This window comes from Ruegeria sp. CDSC002, assembly GCF_059610905.1.
The window spans coordinates 144,802-162,404 of the sequence record NZ_JBXWOM010000003.1 but is presented as its reverse complement, the minus strand read 5'-3'; the positions used below and the strand labels follow the sequence as shown (position 1 = coordinate 162,404).

The 17,603-nt window shown below is 56.7% G+C and carries 15 protein-coding genes and 2 tRNA genes; 5 read left to right on the top strand and 12 right to left on the bottom strand.

Annotation, left to right across the window (positions count from 1 at the left end; genetic code table 11):
• Positions 1-26: 26 nt before the first annotated feature.
• The gene (locus tag AC2FJE_RS06965) at positions 27-2,075 is read right to left on the bottom strand and encodes a fused MFS/spermidine synthase (protein WP_496755015.1); all 2,049 of its coding nucleotides are present in this window, start codon (positions 2,073-2,075) and stop codon (positions 27-29) included.
• Positions 2,076-2,493: 418 nt separating this feature from the next.
• Here AC2FJE_RS06965 and AC2FJE_RS06960 point away from each other — a divergent pair, with 418 nt between their 5' ends.
• Positions 2,494-2,940: a DUF302 domain-containing protein gene (locus tag AC2FJE_RS06960; protein WP_282119114.1), complete on the top strand. Its 447-nt coding sequence runs from the start codon at positions 2,494-2,496 to the stop codon at positions 2,938-2,940.
• On the opposite strand, the gene hisA is transcribed toward AC2FJE_RS06960, so the two are convergent.
• Positions 2,941-3,660, bottom strand: a complete 720-nt coding sequence (gene hisA / locus AC2FJE_RS06955) for a 1-(5-phosphoribosyl)-5-[(5-phosphoribosylamino)methylideneamino]imidazole-4-carboxamide isomerase (RefSeq protein WP_496695936.1) — start codon at positions 3,658-3,660, stop codon at positions 2,941-2,943.
• A gap of 134 nt (positions 3,661-3,794) precedes the next feature.
• Here hisA and AC2FJE_RS06950 point away from each other — a divergent pair, with 134 nt between their 5' ends.
• Positions 3,795-4,196, top strand: a complete 402-nt coding sequence (locus AC2FJE_RS06950; RefSeq protein ID WP_058274317.1) for a DUF2147 domain-containing protein — start codon at positions 3,795-3,797, stop codon at positions 4,194-4,196.
• A gap of 4 nt (positions 4,197-4,200) precedes the next feature.
• Here the strand turns inward: AC2FJE_RS06950 and hisH are convergent, their stop codons facing one another.
• Together hisH and hisB are read right to left on the bottom strand one after the other, a co-directional pair.
• The gene (gene hisH / locus AC2FJE_RS06945; RefSeq protein ID WP_496755013.1) at positions 4,201-4,839 is read right to left on the bottom strand and encodes an imidazole glycerol phosphate synthase subunit HisH; all 639 of its coding nucleotides are present in this window, start codon (positions 4,837-4,839) and stop codon (positions 4,201-4,203) included.
• Positions 4,840-5,427 (bottom strand): imidazoleglycerol-phosphate dehydratase HisB, encoded by a 588-nt coding sequence (gene hisB / locus AC2FJE_RS06940; protein WP_282151628.1) that lies wholly within the window; start codon positions 5,425-5,427, stop codon positions 4,840-4,842.
• Between the two features lie 153 nt (positions 5,428-5,580).
• Here hisB and AC2FJE_RS06935 point away from each other — a divergent pair, with 153 nt between their 5' ends.
• The gene (locus AC2FJE_RS06935; RefSeq protein ID WP_058274459.1) at positions 5,581-5,820 is read left to right on the top strand and encodes an Lrp/AsnC family transcriptional regulator; all 240 of its coding nucleotides are present in this window, start codon (positions 5,581-5,583) and stop codon (positions 5,818-5,820) included.
• Between the two features lies 1 nt (position 5,821).
• Here AC2FJE_RS06935 and AC2FJE_RS06930 read toward each other — a convergent pair whose 3' ends face one another.
• The 4 genes from AC2FJE_RS06930 to AC2FJE_RS06915 form a co-directional block, all read right to left on the bottom strand.
• Positions 5,822-6,424 (bottom strand): hypothetical protein, encoded by a 603-nt coding sequence (locus AC2FJE_RS06930; RefSeq protein ID WP_282168839.1) that lies wholly within the window; start codon positions 6,422-6,424, stop codon positions 5,822-5,824.
• 55 nt (positions 6,425-6,479) lie between these two features.
• Entirely contained in the window at positions 6,480-7,376 is an 897-nt protein-coding gene (locus AC2FJE_RS06925; protein ID WP_496755010.1) for a GNAT family N-acetyltransferase, read from the bottom strand.
• A gap of 55 nt (positions 7,377-7,431) precedes the next feature.
• Positions 7,432-7,506 (bottom strand) — tRNA-Gly (locus AC2FJE_RS06920).
• Between the two features lie 35 nt (positions 7,507-7,541).
• Positions 7,542-7,616: transfer RNA gene (locus AC2FJE_RS06915), tRNA-Gly, on the bottom strand.
• Positions 7,617-7,765: 149 nt separating this feature from the next.
• Here AC2FJE_RS06915 and AC2FJE_RS06910 point away from each other — a divergent pair.
• Complete coding sequence (locus AC2FJE_RS06910) at positions 7,766-7,918, top strand: hypothetical protein (RefSeq protein WP_158507079.1); 153 nt, start codon at positions 7,766-7,768, stop codon at positions 7,916-7,918.
• A gap of 15 nt (positions 7,919-7,933) precedes the next feature.
• On the opposite strand, the gene AC2FJE_RS06905 is transcribed toward AC2FJE_RS06910, so the two are convergent.
• The 4 genes from AC2FJE_RS06905 to AC2FJE_RS06890 form a co-directional block, all read right to left on the bottom strand.
• Positions 7,934-8,317 carry an MAPEG family protein gene (locus tag AC2FJE_RS06905; RefSeq protein ID WP_496755008.1) on the bottom strand — a complete coding sequence of 128 codons (384 nt, stop codon included), beginning with the start codon at positions 8,315-8,317 and terminating at the stop codon, positions 7,934-7,936.
• Positions 8,318-8,393: 76 nt separating this feature from the next.
• Entirely contained in the window at positions 8,394-11,831 is a 3,438-nt protein-coding gene (locus tag AC2FJE_RS06900) for a pyruvate carboxylase (RefSeq protein WP_496760810.1), read from the bottom strand.
• A 124-nt stretch (positions 11,832-11,955) separates the two neighbouring features.
• On the bottom strand, positions 11,956-13,113 hold the full coding sequence (locus AC2FJE_RS06895) for an alpha-hydroxy acid oxidase (RefSeq protein WP_496695925.1): 1,158 nt from the start codon (positions 13,111-13,113) through the stop codon (positions 11,956-11,958).
• A 39-nt stretch (positions 13,114-13,152) separates the two neighbouring features.
• Positions 13,153-14,853, bottom strand: a complete 1,701-nt coding sequence (locus tag AC2FJE_RS06890; RefSeq protein WP_496755003.1) for a sensor domain-containing diguanylate cyclase — start codon at positions 14,851-14,853, stop codon at positions 13,153-13,155.
• Between the two features lie 264 nt (positions 14,854-15,117).
• Here AC2FJE_RS06890 and AC2FJE_RS06885 point away from each other — a divergent pair, with 264 nt between their 5' ends.
• On the top strand, positions 15,118-17,514 hold the full coding sequence (locus AC2FJE_RS06885) for an ATP-dependent helicase (protein WP_496755001.1): 2,397 nt from the start codon (positions 15,118-15,120) through the stop codon (positions 17,512-17,514).
• Positions 17,515-17,603: the final 89 nt, after the last annotated feature.

The following is a 17,603-nucleotide window of genomic DNA, read 5'->3' as shown; positions in this document are numbered from 1 at the left end:
TCATTGGCTAAGATCTTGCGCCGGTTCTATTGCTTGTTGTCCTTTAGCAATTTGAGCGCAGACAGAAGATTGGCCTTGTCGTCCGTCCACGGCTCACCTCCATCCGAAACCACGGCCTTCCATTTTCCGCTCTCGACAAAACTGTCGATCTTAGACTGGTCTTGGCTGGCAATCATCACATGGGATTCGTGCGCGCCAAGTTCATTGCTGTCCGGCTCGATCTGATGAAACTGACTGGCGGTATGAAGCCCAAGCTTGCCTGCAATGCGCGCCAGCGGGTCAACTAAGTCGTAGTAGCGATTGGTGATGTGGAAAACCAGAATCCCGTCATCAACCAGTCGATCCATGTACATCCGCACCGCTTCTTCAGTTGTCAGATGCAGGGGGATTGCGTCAGAGCTGTAGGCGTCCAGAACGAGTACATCGAAGGTATAGTCTGTCTGCGCCAGGACGATACGAGCGTCACCAAGATGCGTTGGCGAATTTGGTGCACATTCCGAGATGTAGGTGAAAAGGGATGGGTCGCGCGCTACTTGATCCACCATGGCGTCGATTTCAAAGAAGGCCCATTCCTGCGATGGAAGTTTGTAGCAGGCCAAAGCCCCAACTCCGAGGCCGATAATACCAATGCTGTCGGCGTCACGCCCGAAATCGGATGTTATGACCTGAGCGATCGGACCGTTGGGGTAGAAGTATGACTTCGGCGTTGGTTTTTCGCCAAATTCTGACTCCAATTGCAAACCGTGCAGAGTGGTCCCGTTTTGATAAATTCTCAGACCCGATTCCGAGTAGACCCTATGGGTTCCAAAGAAGCTCCGATCCTGAAGCAGCGAACCCTTATGTGGCCAAAGGACCGGCAGCATCAGCGCCGCGATGATGGCGACGATACGTGCAGGTTGACTGCGAAACAGGATCAATGCACCCAGCAGCATTGCGGTTGCTACAAGTGCACTCAGAGGCCCGTCTGCAATAAGATCAACTCCATCGATCATGCCGAACAGAAGGAGGATCGGGTAGCTGACAATCAGACCAATCGCCAGGTTTCTGGGCGTAACTGTTCCTTTTCCTATCAAGAGCAATCCGCTGGCCAGGAATAGTGTCAGCTGCGCCTCGACTTCTTGGGCAAATGCCAAAGGGGCAAGGATTGAATTGAACAATCCACCGAATGCGCCGCCTACCGACAGCGCGATGTAGAACACTGTAAGCTGTTCTGCTGGCGGCCTCATTTCGTAAAGCAACCTGTGCGCATACAGGGCGATTACGAACAGTACGGGAACGTACAACAAAAAGACGATTGGGCCCGAATGGTGGCCGATTTTGTTGGACAGCAAGACTACACCTGTCGCCAGTGCCAAAATCATTGGAACGTGTAGAGATTTCGCACTTAGTCTTTTCAATTTCGCAAAGGCGAAAATGAAGGAAAGAAGGTAAGTTGCCAGAGGCACAACCCAGATAAGCGGGATTGAGCCCAGATCTGTGCTGGCTTTCGTGGTAAATGACAGCATCAGAGATGAAGGTACAAAGGCGATCACAATCCAGGTTGCAATCTGCTTCATTTTTGGGGTGCTCTTCGCGATATCAGCTGCGATCGGCGCAATGACGCTGCTCGATCCGCGCAGCGCTATAAGGCCACTTATCGCCATTAACCCACCGAAGATGACAAACCCGATGGACCAAATTTTACTGGTCGCACTGGCACCCAAAAGGGGGTCTGCCAGCAAAGGAAAAGCCAAAAGAGCCAGCAGGGAACCGACGTTACTTGCGCTGTATAGGAAATAGGGGTCGTCTGCCGAAGGCCCACCGGACCGTGAATACCACGCCTGAAGCAATGGCGCATTCGCAGAAAGAACCGCAAATGGCAGGCCGACACCCAGGGCAAACAACTTAAGGGTTTGCAGCGCGGTCGAGCTGGATGCGTCATAACTCCAGCCGTCGCTAATTGAGAGGGGCAGGTATGTCAGTGCAGCCGCCCAAAGTGCCAGGTGAGTCACAAGCTGCCAGCGCAAGGGGATCCATTTCGTCAACACATGGGCGTAAATGTAGCCAACGATCAGAACCACCTGAAAGAACAGCATAGCGGTCGTCCAAACCGCAGGAGCGCCACCAATTTGCGGCAAGACCAGCTTGGCAAACAGGGGCTGAACAAAAAACAATAGAGAAGCGCTGACAAAAACTGTGGTGCAAAAGCTGAATATGATCGCAATTCTGAACCAAGAATTGTTCGAATATTCTGTGCTGGTAATACTCACGGTGGAATTCCCTGCTCGAGTTCTTTTGCGAACTGCTACAGGCGAATTAAGACGAAGTTTGGGCCAAGCTGGGTAAAATATCTGTCAGAATGGGTTATTGTTCTCGAATACGGGACGGTCTGCGCGGGTTTCAAAGTTGCGAGGGGTCGAGTGCGTGGCAAGGCTTCGCCGATGCCGGAGATGTGATTGCAAGTTCGCGAAAAGCTGAGACAATTTGGATGAAATTTACAGAAGGAAACCCGATATGCGAAATCTGATATTGGCAACAATTTTGACTTTTGGAGGGGCGATGTCTGCCATGGCTGACGACATCATCAAAGTAAACACGAACAAATCGGTGCAAGAGGCGTTGGACGCGCTAGAAGCTGCCGTTGGCAATGCGGGCGCGACCGTCTTTGCACGCGTCGATCATGCAGCTGGTGCGGAAAAGGTCGGTCTGACCATCCCCGCCAATCAGGTTCTGATCTTTGGCAACCCGGCACTGGGTACGCCCGCGATGCAGATTGATCCACGTGCCGGGCTTTTCCTGCCGCTCAAAGTGCAGGCATACGAAGACGAGACCGGGCAGGTCTGGCTGGCCTATGAGGACCCGAAAGAGACGATGGATGAGCTCGACGAAGTCGAGAAATCACCTGTCATCGAAAAGATGCGCGGTGCGCTTGCAAAACTGACTTCGGTTGCGGCCGAGTGATCAGCTTAAGGCGCGAATGGCCTCGGAAAGGTCAATCGCGCCATCATAAAGCGCCCGGCCCGAGATCGCGCCGTCCAATGCCACGCCACAATCACGCAGGGCGATCAGATCATCCAGCGAACTGACCCCACCCGAGGCGATGACCGGGATTGACACCGCACGGGCCAAATCTGCCGTTGCCTGGATGTTCGGCCCCTGCATCGCCCCGTCGCGATTAATGTCGGTATAGATGATGGCCGCAACGCCTGCGTCCTCGAAACTGCCGGCCAGATCGGTGACCTTCACGTTGGTCTCTTCGGCCCAGCCCTTGGTGGCCACCATGCCGTCGCGCGCATCGATGCCGACAGCAACTTTGCCCGGAAATTCCTTGGCAGCTTCACGCACCAGATCGGGGTTTTCGACCGCCACGGTGCCCAGAATCACGCGCGCCAGACCTTTGTCGATCCATGTCTCAATCGTGGACATGTCGCGAATGCCACCGCCCAACTGCGCGGGCACGTTGCATTCTCTCAGGATCGCTTCAACCGGGGCGGCGTTGACCGGCTCACCCGCGAAAGCGCCGTTCAGGTCGACGAGGTGAAGCCATTCACAGCCTGCCTCGACAAAAGCACGGGCCTGTGCCGCCGGGTTTTCGTTGAACACCGTTGCCTTATCCATTTCACCACGCAGCAGGCGTACGGCCTGTCCGTCTTTGAGGTCGATGGCGGGGTAGAGGATCATGTCAGGCGGCCCTATATCTGATTTGTTCGCGCGGGATATCGCACATGCGGGGCAGGGGATGCAACGCGACGCCAAGTCAATCTTGCCGGAATTGCCCAGCCGGGCCAGACTGAGCAGAAATAAGGGAGGAAATCATGAAAACATTCACACTTGCAGCCGGGTTTGCGGTATTGGCCAGCGCTGCTTTTGCGGCCGATCCGGTTGACGGTCTTTGGAAGACTCAGCCCGGGGATACCGGTGGGTATCTACACGTTTCGATTTCGGAATGCGGCAGCGCGATTTGTGGCACCATCGACACCGCCTTTGACAAAGACGGTAATGAGCAGCTGGCGTATGAAAACCTCGGCAAGCAGATCATCTGGGATATGGTGCCCGATGGCGGCGGCAGCTATAGCGGCGGCAAGATCTGGGCCCCGGACCGGGACAAGACCTACAGCTCGAAAATGACGTTGGACAGCCAGAACAAGCTGACCGTCAAAGGCTGTGCTGTGGGCGGTCTCGTGTGTCGCGGGCAGGACTGGACGCGGGTTCAGTAAACACTCAGGGCGTCCAGGTCAGGAAGTTCCCGATCATCCGCAGGCCCAAATCCTGACTTTTCTCAGGGTGAAACTGCATCCCAACCATTGTGTCGCGGCCGATCACGGCCGTGACCTCCTGCCCATAATCCACAAAGGCCAGACGCTGCGCCGGATCGGTGACACGGAAATGATAGGAGTGCACGAAATAGGCGTGATCGCCTGATTGCACCCCGGCAAAGACCGGGTGCTCGCTTTCCAGAACCAGATCGTTCCAGCCCATATGCGGTACTTTCAGCGCACTATCTGACGGCTCGATCCGCACCACATCGCCTGCAACCCAGCCAAGACCGTCGGTCTCGCGATATTCGTGACCCTTGGAGGCCATCAATTGCATGCCGACGCAGATGCCCAGAAAGGGGCGGCCTTTCTGTTCGACGGCCTCGACCATCGCGTCGTAGATGCCTTTGTGCCCGCGCAGCTCATTCGCGCAGGCGGGAAAAGCGCCGTCACCGGGTAGAACCAGCCGGTCCGCACGGGCAACCACCTCCGCGTCCGAGGTTACGACAACTTCACCCGCGTCCATCTCGCGCGCCATGCGCTGAAACGCCTTTTCGGCCGAGTGCAGATTGCCACTTTCGTAGTCGATAATGGCCGTCAGCATCTACAACGCGCCCTTCGTGGACGGAATCGCGTCCGCCTTGCGCGGATCGGTTTCGACCGCCAAACGCAACGCACGCGCGACGGCCTTAAACGCGGCCTCGGCGATGTGGTGGCTGTTGAAGCCGTGCAACTGGTCGATGTGCAGCGTGATGCCGCCGTGGGTGCTGAGCGCCTGAAAGAACTCGCGCACCAATTCGGTGTCAAAGTTGCCGATCTTGGGTGTCGGCAGGTCCACGTTCCAGATCAGAAATGGACGCGCGGACAAGTCCAGAGCGCAGCGTACTTGCGCGTCATCCATGGGCAGGTGGCACTCGCCATAGCGTCGGATACCCTTCTTGTCGCCCAATGCCTGTGTCAGCGCCTGACCCAGTGCAATACCGGTATCTTCGACAGTGTGGTGGTCGTCGATGTGGTAATCACCCTTGGCGCGGATCGTCATGTCGATCAGCGAATGGCGCGCAAGTTGGTCCAGCATGTGATCGAAGAACCCAACACCGGTTTGGTTGTCATAGGTGCCGGTTCCGTCAAGATTGACCTCGACCGAAATCTCGGTCTCGGCGGTTTGACGGCTGATCTTTGCGCTGCGCATGGGCGAATTCCTTTTGCTACAGGCGCGCTTATAGACGGGGATTGGTCGGCTTATCCAGACCAAGCGTTGCTTTCACTACAATCTGTTGCAGGGGATTGCGCCCGGTGACGTGCCATGCCAGCCTGCCGGAAACTCAATCAACAGGTCCAAAACATGTCCACCTGCGTTTTCATTCAGATCCGCTGCACACCCGGCACCACCTATAAGGTCGCCGAAGAGATCGCGCTGCGCGAGATTCACTCCGAGCTTTACTCGACCAGCGGCGAATATGACCTGCTACTCAAGCTCTACATCCCTGAAACCGACGATGTCGGTCATTTCATCAATGAAAACCTGCTTGTGATCCCGAATATCGAGCGTTCGCTGACCACTATGACCTTCAAGGCGTTCTGAGTCAGGCCGAAGCGTCGGACACGGAACCTTGTGGCGCGGCACATGCCAAAATCGCGCCATTGCGCGCCTGCTGATCAGTTGTTCCTGCCCGGAGCAACTGATGCACACCGAACAATACCATCAGCGGAATGCCAAGCGAGACCAGATAGTTTTCTCCGGCCAATTGCGACCAAACCACACCGAAAGCGCAGACAATCAGCAAAACGGCAGAGTGCGTGTTTCTCTGTTTTGTCCCATTGGTCTGATAGTTCAGGAATCCGTTCGTTCTGAACAAGGTCAAAACGACACCCGTCAAGAAAACGCTCATAATAACGAGGGTCGCGATGTTCCGGGTCAAAATCGTCGCCGTGTCGCGATAGCCAAGCAAGATCAGGCATTCGATCAGTGGCGTGATCGCCACCATGAAGAGATTGATACCAAGTAAAATGGGCTGTGGACGCAGCGTTTTCCTGACATAGGTAACGCAAACCGAGGCGGCCAGAACCGTGCCGATCCACCCGGCCAATCGCATATCATCCGTGGCCCGAAACAAAAGCATGAAAACTACGCCCGGCAGATTCTCAAACATCTCAAGCAGCAATCGCTTTTGGGTATCGCTGGGCATTCTATAGATTTCCTTTTTGTAAATGCGCTTTTGGAATGTCGAGTGTGGGGTAAATTTACCCCAGTTCGAATGTTGTGATGCCGTAAATCCGGTCCAGATCAATATTTGGTGCGTGGCTGGAATACATGCGACCTGTTTCGAAGACTTTGGTCAAACCCAACTGTTGCGCCATTGCCATAGCATGCGCGTTGGGGTTGGGCATGTCGATGAAGACCTCCGCATCCATCTGATCGGCGGGAAGTGTAGCCAGCAGTGACATTAAAAGGGCTTGTGCGATCTCGGGATTGTTCGCAAATAGGGGGCCGACCTTGTACCCGCTCAAACATCGCCGCAGGGTTGCATAGCCCTTGATCTGACCATCTTCTTCGAACACGCGAGAGACGTGGCTGGGCGCACCGAGCCAGGCGTGAAGGAATGTGTCGCGCGGGGCAGGGAACAGGCCCCGATCATACGACCTCAGATCATCTGACAGGGCGCTGAGGGGTGTGATCTGATCGTGAAGGGACCGGCCCAGTTGATCTAGGATTTTACCCACCGTGCCCGAGAAGCGGTAATTGTCATAGGCCAGCTCGAACCCGAATTTTCGATAATTGTCCTGCTGTTCGACGACACCGTCCATGCCCATGTTCCGGTGCTGGCAATGCGCCTTGACCGCCTCGGCAACCTGCAGCCCATATCCCGATCCGCGATACTCGGGTTGCACGATATAAAAGCCTAAAAACGAGTAGTTATTGTCATAATTCACAGCAGAGGCCGATGCGATCATCTGCCCATCCAGGAAACCGCCCTTAAACCCTTCGGGGTCGGAACCGCGAAAGCAGACCGCGTCGTGTAGCCCTGGGTTCCAGCCTTCCTGGCCGGCCCAATCGACGGCCGTTTGTACTTCGTCTTCAGTCAAAGCGCGAATAACGTATTCTGGCATCAGCGCACCTCTGTTGTGATTGCGTGCCATTCGAGAATGCCGCAACACCAGACAAAGAACCAGCATGTTCAGAGAGGTTTGTATCTGGAGCGGGCGAGGCGATTCGAACGCCCGACCCTAACCTTGGCAAGGTTATGCTCTACCCCTGAGCTACGCCCGCATCAGATACATATTTTCGACCATTCGGTCTCTCAATGGAGCGGGCGAGGCGATTCGAACGCCCGACCCTAACCTTGGCAAGGTTATGCTCTACCCCTGAGCTACGCCCGCGCCGTTGAGTGAGGAGGGGTGTATTAATTCCCAAGCAGGGCTTCAAGCGGAAAAAACAAAAAAGAGGAAAATTCTTTGCGACGGAAACGCGCCTCTTAACCGTTCAAGAACCAGAGCATCCAAGAATAAGAACGGTGGAGGTGACGAAAATGACGTATACTAAGGATCTGAAGATGGCGGCCCTGGCGGCGATGATTTTGCTGGCTACGGCGGTGTCTGGCAAAGGCGAGAATCGAATGGGCGATGTCGAATCAATTTTTACGGAATCCCCTCGAATCGAAACGCAGATTTTGGCGGGGTAATCCCCGCCATCCGGTTCACAGCGCCATCAAAAGGCTGGCTATGGCTGCTAACACAATCACGGCGAAGGTCAGCAACATGCCGATCTGGCGCAGAATCACGATCTGCGGTTTGCGGCCGAACCCATAGGCATGCAGCACGCGCCCGGCCAGAATGCCAAGGCCCAACAGATTGACCAACCAGCCACCGGCGCCCTGCAGCTCGACCATGGCGATCAGCAACAGGGCAAACGGTGCATATTCGGCAAAGTTGGAATGCGTGCGCATCACTTTGAGCATGTCGGTGTTACCACCATCGCCGTAAGAAATCTTGTCGCCGCGGCGCTGCATGATGACCCGCACACTGAGCGCGACATAGAGAAGTGCCAGCAATGCGGCATAGACTGGGGTGATGGACAGCATGGTCTGCTCCTTTCAGGATCAAAAAAGGGCCGCCCGGTTCCCCGAACGGCCCTTGTTCCCGAAAAGGTTAGGTCGTTTATTCCAGTTCGACCAGTAGGTCCTTTGCGTCAATCTGGCTGCCCGGCTGAACATGCACAGCCTTGACCGTCGCATCGCGCTCGGCGTGGATGCCGGTTTCCATCTTCATCGCTTCGATGGTCAGCAGCATGTCGCCTTCCTTGACCTCCTGACCCGCGGTCACGGCAACAGTGGCCACCACGCCCGGCATCGGCGCGCCGATGTGGTTGGGGTTGCCTGCCTCGGCTTTAGGACGGGACTGCGTGGTTGAGGTCACCAGACGGTTTGGAACCCGGATCACACGCGGTTGGCCGTTGAGTTCAAAGAACACTTTGACCTCGCCCTTTTCATCGGTCTCACCGATGGCCTGACAGCGGATTTCCAGTGTTTTGCCGGGGTCGATCTCGGCCGTGATCTCTTCGCCGGGTTCCATGCCATAGAAGAAGGTGCGCGTGGGAAGAGTGCGCACAGGACCGTAAGCCCGGTGACGCCCCATGTAGTCCAGGAACACCTTGGGATACATCAGATAGCCGTTCAGATCCTCGTCATCGACCTCTTTGCCTTCCAAAAGTTGGGACAGCTCGGCGCGTGTGCCTTCAAGGTCAACCGGTGGGACATCCTTGCCCGGGCGATCTGTGTTGGGTGTTTCATCCTTGAGGACCTTCGTGACTATAGTGTCGGGGAACCCGCCCGGAGGTTGACCCAAATTGCCGCGCATCATGTCCACAACCGAGTCGGGGAAGGCCACATCGGTATCCGGGTTTTCGACCTGTTCACGGGTCATGTTCTGGCTGACCATCATCAACGCCATGTCACCGACCACTTTCGACGAAGGTGTAACTTTCACGATGTCGCCGAACATTTGGTTTACGTCCGCGTACATCTGAGCCACTTCGTGCCAACGCTCCTCAAGTCCCAGCGACCGCGCCTGCGCCTTGAGGTTGGTGAACTGACCGCCGGGCATCTCGTGTAAGTAAACTTCAGAAGCCGGGGCCTGCAGGCTGGATTCAAAGGCCGCATATTGCTCCCGCACTGCCTCGAAATAATCGCTGATCTCACGGATTGCCTTGATGTCCAACCCGGTGTCGCGCTCGGTATGGCGCAGTGCTTCGACCACGGTGCCCAGCGTCGCCTGCGAAGTGTTGCCCGAGAAGCTGTCCATCGCGCAATCCACCGCGTCCACGCCCGCCTCGGATGCAGCGAGAATGGTGGCGCTGGCGATACCGGCAGTATCGTGTGTGTGGAAGTGGATTGGCAGGCCGACCTCTTCCTTCAGCGCACGGATCAGGATTTTGGCCGAGGCCGGTTTCAAAAGACCCGCCATATCCTTCAGACCCAGAACGTGTGCACCTGCATCGCGCAGTTCTTTCGCCATGCCGACATAGTATTTCAGGTCATACTTGGCGCGGTCCGGGTCCAGAATATCACCGGTGTAACAGACGGTGCCCTCACAGATTTTGCCGTTCTCAACCACGGCGTCCATGGCCACGCGCATATTCTCGACCCAGTTCAACGAGTCGAACACACGGAACACGTCGATGTTCTGCGATGCTTGACGCACGAACTCCTGCACAACGTTGTCAGGGTAATTGGTGTAACCGACCCCGTTCGCGCCGCGCAGCAGCATCTGGGTCATCAAGTTCGGCATCGCCTCGCGCAGGTCGCGCAGGCGCTGCCACGGGCATTCCTGCAAGAAACGATAGGCCACGTCAAAGGTCGCGCCCCCCCAGCACTCGATCGAGAATAGCTGGGGCAAGTTGGCTGCATAGGTTGGTGCCACTTTGATCATGTCGATCGAACGCATCCGGGTCGCCAGCAGAGACTGATGCCCGTCACGCATGGTTGTATCGGTGATCAGAAGCTGGCGCTGCGCCTTCATCCAATCAGCAACGGCTTGCGGACCTTTTTGTTCCAGCAGGTTGCGAGCGCCCATCTGCGGCTCGGAGTTCGGTGCCGGGGGCTTTGCGTCTTTCAGATCAGCGCGAGGTTCGGGGCGGTCCTTGGTCTCGGGATGCCCGTTCACCGTGATGTCGGCGATGTAGGTCAGAACCTTGGTGCCCCGGTCGCGGCGGCGTTTAAAGGAGAACAGATCCGGCGTCGTGTCGATGAATTTGGTTGTATATTCATTCGACAAGAAAGTCGGGTGTTTGAGCAGGTTGATGACAAAGTCGATATTGGTGCTGACGCCGCGAATTCGGAATTCACGCAAGGCGCGGTCCATCCGGGCAATCGCAGCCTCGGGTGTCGGCGCCTTGGCAGTCACTTTGGTCAACAGCGAGTCGTAATAGCGCGTGATCACACCCCCCGCATAAGCGGTGCCGCCATCCAGACGGATGCCCATGCCAGTGGCCGAGCGATAGGCAGTGATACGACCGTAGTCGGGAATGAAGTTGTTTTGCGGGTCCTCGGTGGTGATCCGGGTTTGCAGCGCGTGGCCGGTCAGGTGCACATCCGACTGGCTGTTTGCGCCGGTGGCCTCGGCCAGAGTTTTGCCTTCGGCAATCAGGATTTGCGCCTGAACGATGTCGATACCGGTGACTTCTTCGGTGACGGTGTGTTCCACCTGAACACGTGGGTTCACTTCGATGAAGTAGAACTTGCCGGTTTCCATATCCATAAGGAATTCAACAGTGCCGGCGCATTCATAATTCACATGGGCGCAGATTTTGCGGCCCAGTTCGCAGATCTCGGCACGCTGCTCTTCGGACAGATACGGGGCAGGGGCGCGCTCGACCACCTTCTGGTTCCGTCTCTGGACCGAGCAGTCGCGTTCATACAGGTGATAGATCTCACCATGCTTGTCGCCCAGAATCTGCACCTCGACATGGCGGGCGCGGATGATCATCTTTTCCAGATAACCCTCGCCATTGCCGAACGCGGCCTCGGCCTCGCGACGGCCTTCCAGAACCATCTCTTCCAGTTCATCCTCGGATAGGATCGGGCGCATACCGCGCCCGCCACCGCCCCACGACGCCTTGAGCATCAGGGGATAACCGATTTCTTTTGCCTCGGCCCGGATCGCATCCATGTCATCGCCCAGAACCTCAGTCGCCGGAATCACAGGCACACCCGCCGCGACGGCCACGCGGCGCGCGCTGGCCTTGTCACCCAAGGCGCGCATGGTTTCCGCCTTCGGGCCAATAAAGGTGATGCCGTTCTGCACGCAGGCATCGACAAAGTCCGGGTTCTCGGACAGCAGGCCATAGCCGGGATGGATCGCATCTGCCCCACATTCTTTAGCGACGCGGATGATCTCATCGATGCTCAGGTAGGCCGCAACAGGCCCCATCCCTTCGCCAATGCGATAGGCTTCGTCCGCTTTGAACCGATGCAAGCCCAGCTTGTCCTCTTCGGCAAAGACGGCAACGGTGCGTTTGCCCATCTCATTGGCGGCGCGCATAACGCGAATGGCAATCTCGCCTCGGTTGGCGATCAGGATCTTGGTGAATTCAGTCATGTCGAGTCCCGGTCCTACTTGTTTGGCCGTGTTGATAGGCGGACAATACGCGCACGTATATCAGTCGTTCTGGGTAGAACCGGCATGTTAACGCTCGCAAACGCCCCCTATTAGCGCTATTTATCTAATAACGCTGCACCGCAGCATCGGCAAGCGGCACGACTGGGGGCAGGTGATTCAGCGACACAGCCCCCATTTGACCCATATTCGCGTGCATATCCTGCCGCAAAATGTCGATGACATGGGCAGGGCCTTTGGCGCCGAGGGCGGCCAGCCCATACATGAAGCCACGGCCCAGCATCACAAAATCGGCCCCAAGGGCCTTGGCACGCAAGATGTCCAGACCACCTTCGATACCACTGTCGAAGATCAGGGGCAGGTCTGTGGCCGCGCGGATTGCAGGCAAGGCGTCGATTCCGGCGGGGGCACCATCGAATTGTCGTCCGCCGTGATTCGATATCCAGATGGCGTCGACGCCAGCCCGCTGCAATGGCTCGGCATCTTCAGGGCGCTGCACGCCTTTTACAATCAGCGGGCCATCCCAGGCATCGCGCAGCCAGTGAACATAGTCCATGTCCGGAGACGTGCGGAGCAGATACCCAACATGGGCCGTCGGGGGCAAGTTGCTGGAGTTGTCCGTATACTTGTCCAGTGTCCGCATCCGCGGCGGCCCGCTGCGCGCTATTCCAAGCGCCCATTCCGGCCGCATCGCGATTTGGGCTAGCAGGCGCGGCGTCAATCTTGGTGGATTGGTCAGGCCCGAGCGTGTCTGCCGTTCGCGTCGGGATGCAACCGGAACGTCTGCGGTCATCACAAGCGTCGTAAAGCCAGCATCCCGGACCCGATTCAGAAGATCCTTACGAATGTCCGGGTCCTTTGGCGGATAAAGCTGAAACCACGCGTTGTCACCCAGATGCGGCGCGACGTCCTCGGGGCTTTGGCAGGCAACGTTGGATAGGGTAAAAGGCAGACCGGCGCTTGCGGCAGCGCGGGCAAGATGAGCTTCGGCATCAGGCCAAATCAGGCCGGCCATACCGATCGGGGCAACGCCGAACGGTAATGGGTAGGTCTGACCCAGGAACTCGGTCGAAGTGTCAAATTCCAATGGTCCGTGCAGGATAGACGGCAGGAAACCGACGCGGTCCAATCCCTCGCGATTGCGGCGCAGCGTGGCTTCAACCCCGGTTCCGCTGTCCAGATACTCCCAGACAAAATGAGGAATCCTGCGCTGGGCGCGGTGTTTCAGATCGGCGATGCCGGGAAAGCGACTATGAAGGTCCATGGGGATTGATCGGACCAAAGGCGCGATTCGGCAAGGATTTTAAGCCGTTGATTTCCCACCAATGGCTTTTACCGGCTTTTTGAGCTGGGAAATCTGCTGTGAGTCACTTCCGCTGCCGGCGACCTGCACTTGATTGCGACCTTTGTCCTTTGCCGCATACAACGCATCATCGGCAGCGCGCATCAGATCCTGCGGCATGGTGCCATGTGCCGGATAATGCGAAACCCCAACCGAGATCGTGATACGGGGCAGGGATTTCTCACCGTAGCGCACCGAGACGGCCTCGACCGCTTGCCGCAATTGTTCGGCGCGGGTGACTGCGTCGTCCGATGTATTGTCGGGCAGGATCAGCATAAATTCTTCACCACCAATGCGGCAGGCAACTTCATCCCGGTCGCAGCCCTGTTCCAAAGCGGCACCAACTGCACGCAACACCATGTCACCGGCATCATGCCCATGGGTGTCGTTGAATTTCTTGAAATGATCGACATCCACGGCAATCAGGCTGAGCGGCGCTCCGGTTTGCTGACTGCGATTGATGGATTTGCGCAGGGTTTCAAGCATATGCCGCCGGTTGAACAGCCCGGTCAACGGGTCCCGGACGGACTGGTCATGCAACTGATCGCGCATCCGTACATTGGCAATCGCCATGCTGATCTGTTCGGCGCTGAGCTGTGCCAGCTTTTTACTCGTGTGAAACGCCTCATCTGTACCCTCAAGGGCGCGGAGGTGCAGAAGGCCGACCGTTTCCCCATGCGCCAGTATCGGAAAGCAGAAATAAGGTCGCCCGTCATGTGGTTCGGCGTGTTCACAGACAAAGTCGATCTCGGACGCGTCGTATTCATAGGTTCGGCCACGCCGAAGCCCCCAACACCCTTCGGGATGGATGTGCGCCTTATGGGTCCCGCCATTCCAACTGGCACAGCCATCCAGGACGTCGCGCGAGTTGGAATACACGTAAACGCTGCCCTCAGCCTCGGGTAGGATATGGGTCATGAAGCGCGAGACCATATCGAACAGCTCGTCCAAGGACCGGCTGGATTGCAACCACTCGTTCAATTCGCCTAACAATCGTACTTCGCGGGCCAGGCGCAGCTGATCTTCCATCAGATCACGCTCTTTGGCGGATTGTTTTTGCAGGGCCCGCAATTGCAAGCGGTTCGCCCGGTAGCTGGCAAAGGACACGGCAACAAGCGCAAGCAGGGCGATGCCACTTAGAACGGTCAAAGAAATCCTAAGCCGCGTGATGAACGTGGTGCGCAAGTCGGAGATATCAGTAAAGAATTCAATGGCGCCTATAAAACGCCCATTCTTGGCCACGGGCATAAAAACTTCGGCAACATGGTGCTGCGTTGCGTTCAGGATATTGTCCGTATGCAGATCAAGCCCGTCGATCTCGGACAGTGGAACTACTTCCTGAATGTAGTGAATCATTCCTCTGGCAACGTCGCTGCGAAAGAAATCACGGTTTTCAACACTGCCTACCTCTGTCGGACGAGTCGACCAGGTGACACGCCCATTCGAGTCAAGCAATTTGAAGCGGTAAACATCAGAAGCTTCGGGCATCGCGGCCAGAAATTCGGCGTCATGCGCATCAATCACGCCGGTCTTAAGCGCGCTCTCGGGGTCCTCCAGATGCAAGACGACGCGGCGCTTCCACAGTTCGGCTTGCTTGAGAATGTCGACCTTTAGCATCCTGTCGACCAGCGGCGCAGGCAATTTGTAAATTCCCCAGCGCATCCAATTGTCAGAGAAATCAGCAACATGCTGATACCGATCCATTTCAGCCGGTAATTTACGGCCCCCCGATTATCCTGAGTCATACCTTCGCGCTCCCACAGCAATTTACTGATCATCGCGGCGGGTGTTTTACAGATGGTTAATGAAACCGTTCTCAGTCCAAGTCGCTTGATTAGAATTGATCGTAACAGAGCATCAAAAACTGTGCGAACAAGGCGTGAACAAACCCTTTCCCTCGGCCAACATCCAGCGTAGTTTGGCAAGATGAGCAGTTTCGACGAAATGGACGCCTTTGAGGGCGCATCCCTGTCCGCGCGCGCCATGGCCGCGCGCCCTATGCCTTATCTGGACGAGCTGAACCCGGCGCAACGTGACGCGGTCGAGCGACTGGATGGGCCTGTCCTGATGCTGGCAGGCGCAGGTACGGGCAAAACCAAGGCACTGACCGCGCGTATCGCGCATCTGCTTAGTATTGGGCGTGCGCGCCCGAACGAGATCTTGTCGGTGACATTCACCAACAAGGCCGCGCGCGAGATGAAGAACCGCGTGGGCCGTTTGTTGGGGCAACCAGCCGAGGGGATGCCTTGGCTGGGCACGTTCCACTCGATCTGCGTCAAGCTGCTGCGGCGGCACGCGGAACTGGTCGATCTGAAATCAAATTTCACCATTCTGGATACGGATGATCAGTTGCGGCTGCTCAAACAGCTGATTCAAGCGGCTAATATTGATGACAAACGCTGGCCTGCGCGCATGTTGGCCGGCATCATTGATGACTGGAAGAACCGCGCCCTGACGCCCGACAAAGTGCCGGCAGCCGATGCGGGGGCTTATAACCACAAAGGTCTCGAGATCTACGCGCAGTACCAAACTCGTCTGCGAGAGCTGAACGCGGTGGATTTTGGCGACCTACTGTTGCACATGGTCACGATCTTCCAGACTCATCAGGATGTGTTGGAGCAATACCAACGCTGGTTCCGCTACATTCTCGTGGACGAATACCAGGATACCAACGTCGCCCAATATTTGTGGTTGCGGTTGCTGGCCGGGGCGCACAAGAACATTTGTTGCGTGGGGGACGATGATCAGTCAATTTATGGCTGGCGCGGGGCCGAAGTGGGCAACATCCTGCGGTTCGAGAAAGATTTTCCCGGGGCTTATGTTGTCCGGCTGGAACAAAATTATCGTTCAACCCCACATATTCTGGCGGCTGCGTCCAATGTAATTCGCGGCAATGAAAGCCGGTTGGGCAAAGAACTGTGGACTGATGCGCAGGATGGCGAAAAAGTACGATTAATTGGCCACTGGGATGGCGAGGAAGAGGCGCGCTGGATCGGTGAAGAGATCGACGCAATGCAGGGGGGAACGCGCGGTGCGCGGCCCTTTAATCTGGATGAAATTGCGATTCTCGTGCGGGCCAGCCATCAAATGCGCGCGTTTGAGGACCGTTTTTTGACCATCGGCCTGCCCTACAAGGTCATAGGCGGCCCACGATTCTATGAGCGGATGGAGATCCGTGACGCGATGGCCTATTTCCGGCTGGTGGTTAGCCCCGGCGACGATCTGGCCTTCGAGCGGATCGTGAATACCCCGAAACGCGGGCTTGGTGACAAGGCGCAGCAGACGATTCAGATGACGGCGCGGGAAAATGGCGTGTCGCTGGTCGATGGGGCGCGGATTGCTGTCGACAATGGGCTGATCAAAGGCAAAGGCGGCAAAGCACTGCGCGAGCTTATCGACGGGTTGGCGCGTTGGAACGCGATGACGCGCGGGCCCAAGATCGAAGTCGACGATGATTCTGTGATTGATGACGGCACAGCTCCGATGCGGTTTGGTGAGCCAGAGGTGTCACATATTGAGTTGGCGCAGATCATCCTGGACGAATCCGGCTATACGGCCCACTGGCAGAACGAGAAAACGCCTGAGGCTCCGGGGCGGTTGGAAAACCTCAAGGAATTGGTCAACCAACTGGATAATTTCGAGAATCTGCAAGGGTTTTTGGAACATGTCAGCCTGGTGATGGACAACGAGAAGGAATCGGACGGGGCAAAAGTCTCGATCATGACCCTGCACGCGGCAAAGGGGCTGGAGTTCCCGGCCGTGTTCCTGCCGGGGTGGGAGGACGGGTTGTTCCCGTCGCAAAGGTCGATGGACGAATCCGGGATCAAGGGACTCGAGGAAGAACGGCGATTGGCCTATGTCGGCATCACACGCGCGGAAGAGATCTGTACGATTTCTTTTGCGGCCAATCGTCGGGTGTTTGGTCAATGGCAAAACGCGATGCCGTCGCGGTTCATTGACGAGTTGCCTGAAGATCATGTCGAAGTTCTGACGCCGCCGGGGCTGTATGGGGGTGGTCAGCCGACTGCCGGTATCGAAACCCGTGCGGCCGAGGCCAATGTCTATAACTCCCCCGGTTGGCGGCGATTGCAGGCCCGGCAGGGGCAGTATGGAATGTCCCAACCCCGCGAAAGCCGCAATACGGTGATTGACGCGACTGCGGTCGCCAGTTTCACCCTTGGCGAGCGCGTGTTTCATCAGAAATTCGGCTATGGCGCGGTGATCGGCATCGAAGGCGACAAGGTCGAGGTCGATTTCGAAAAAGCTGGATTGAAAAAAGTGGTTTCCCGCTTTCTGTCCGCCAAGGATGATGTGCCGTTTTAAGCAAACGGAATTTGCCTGACGGCACATGCTCGATCTTTTTGAAAAGCGCCCGGTTTCGACCGCGGCGCTTTTTTCTTGTCTGCAGAAAC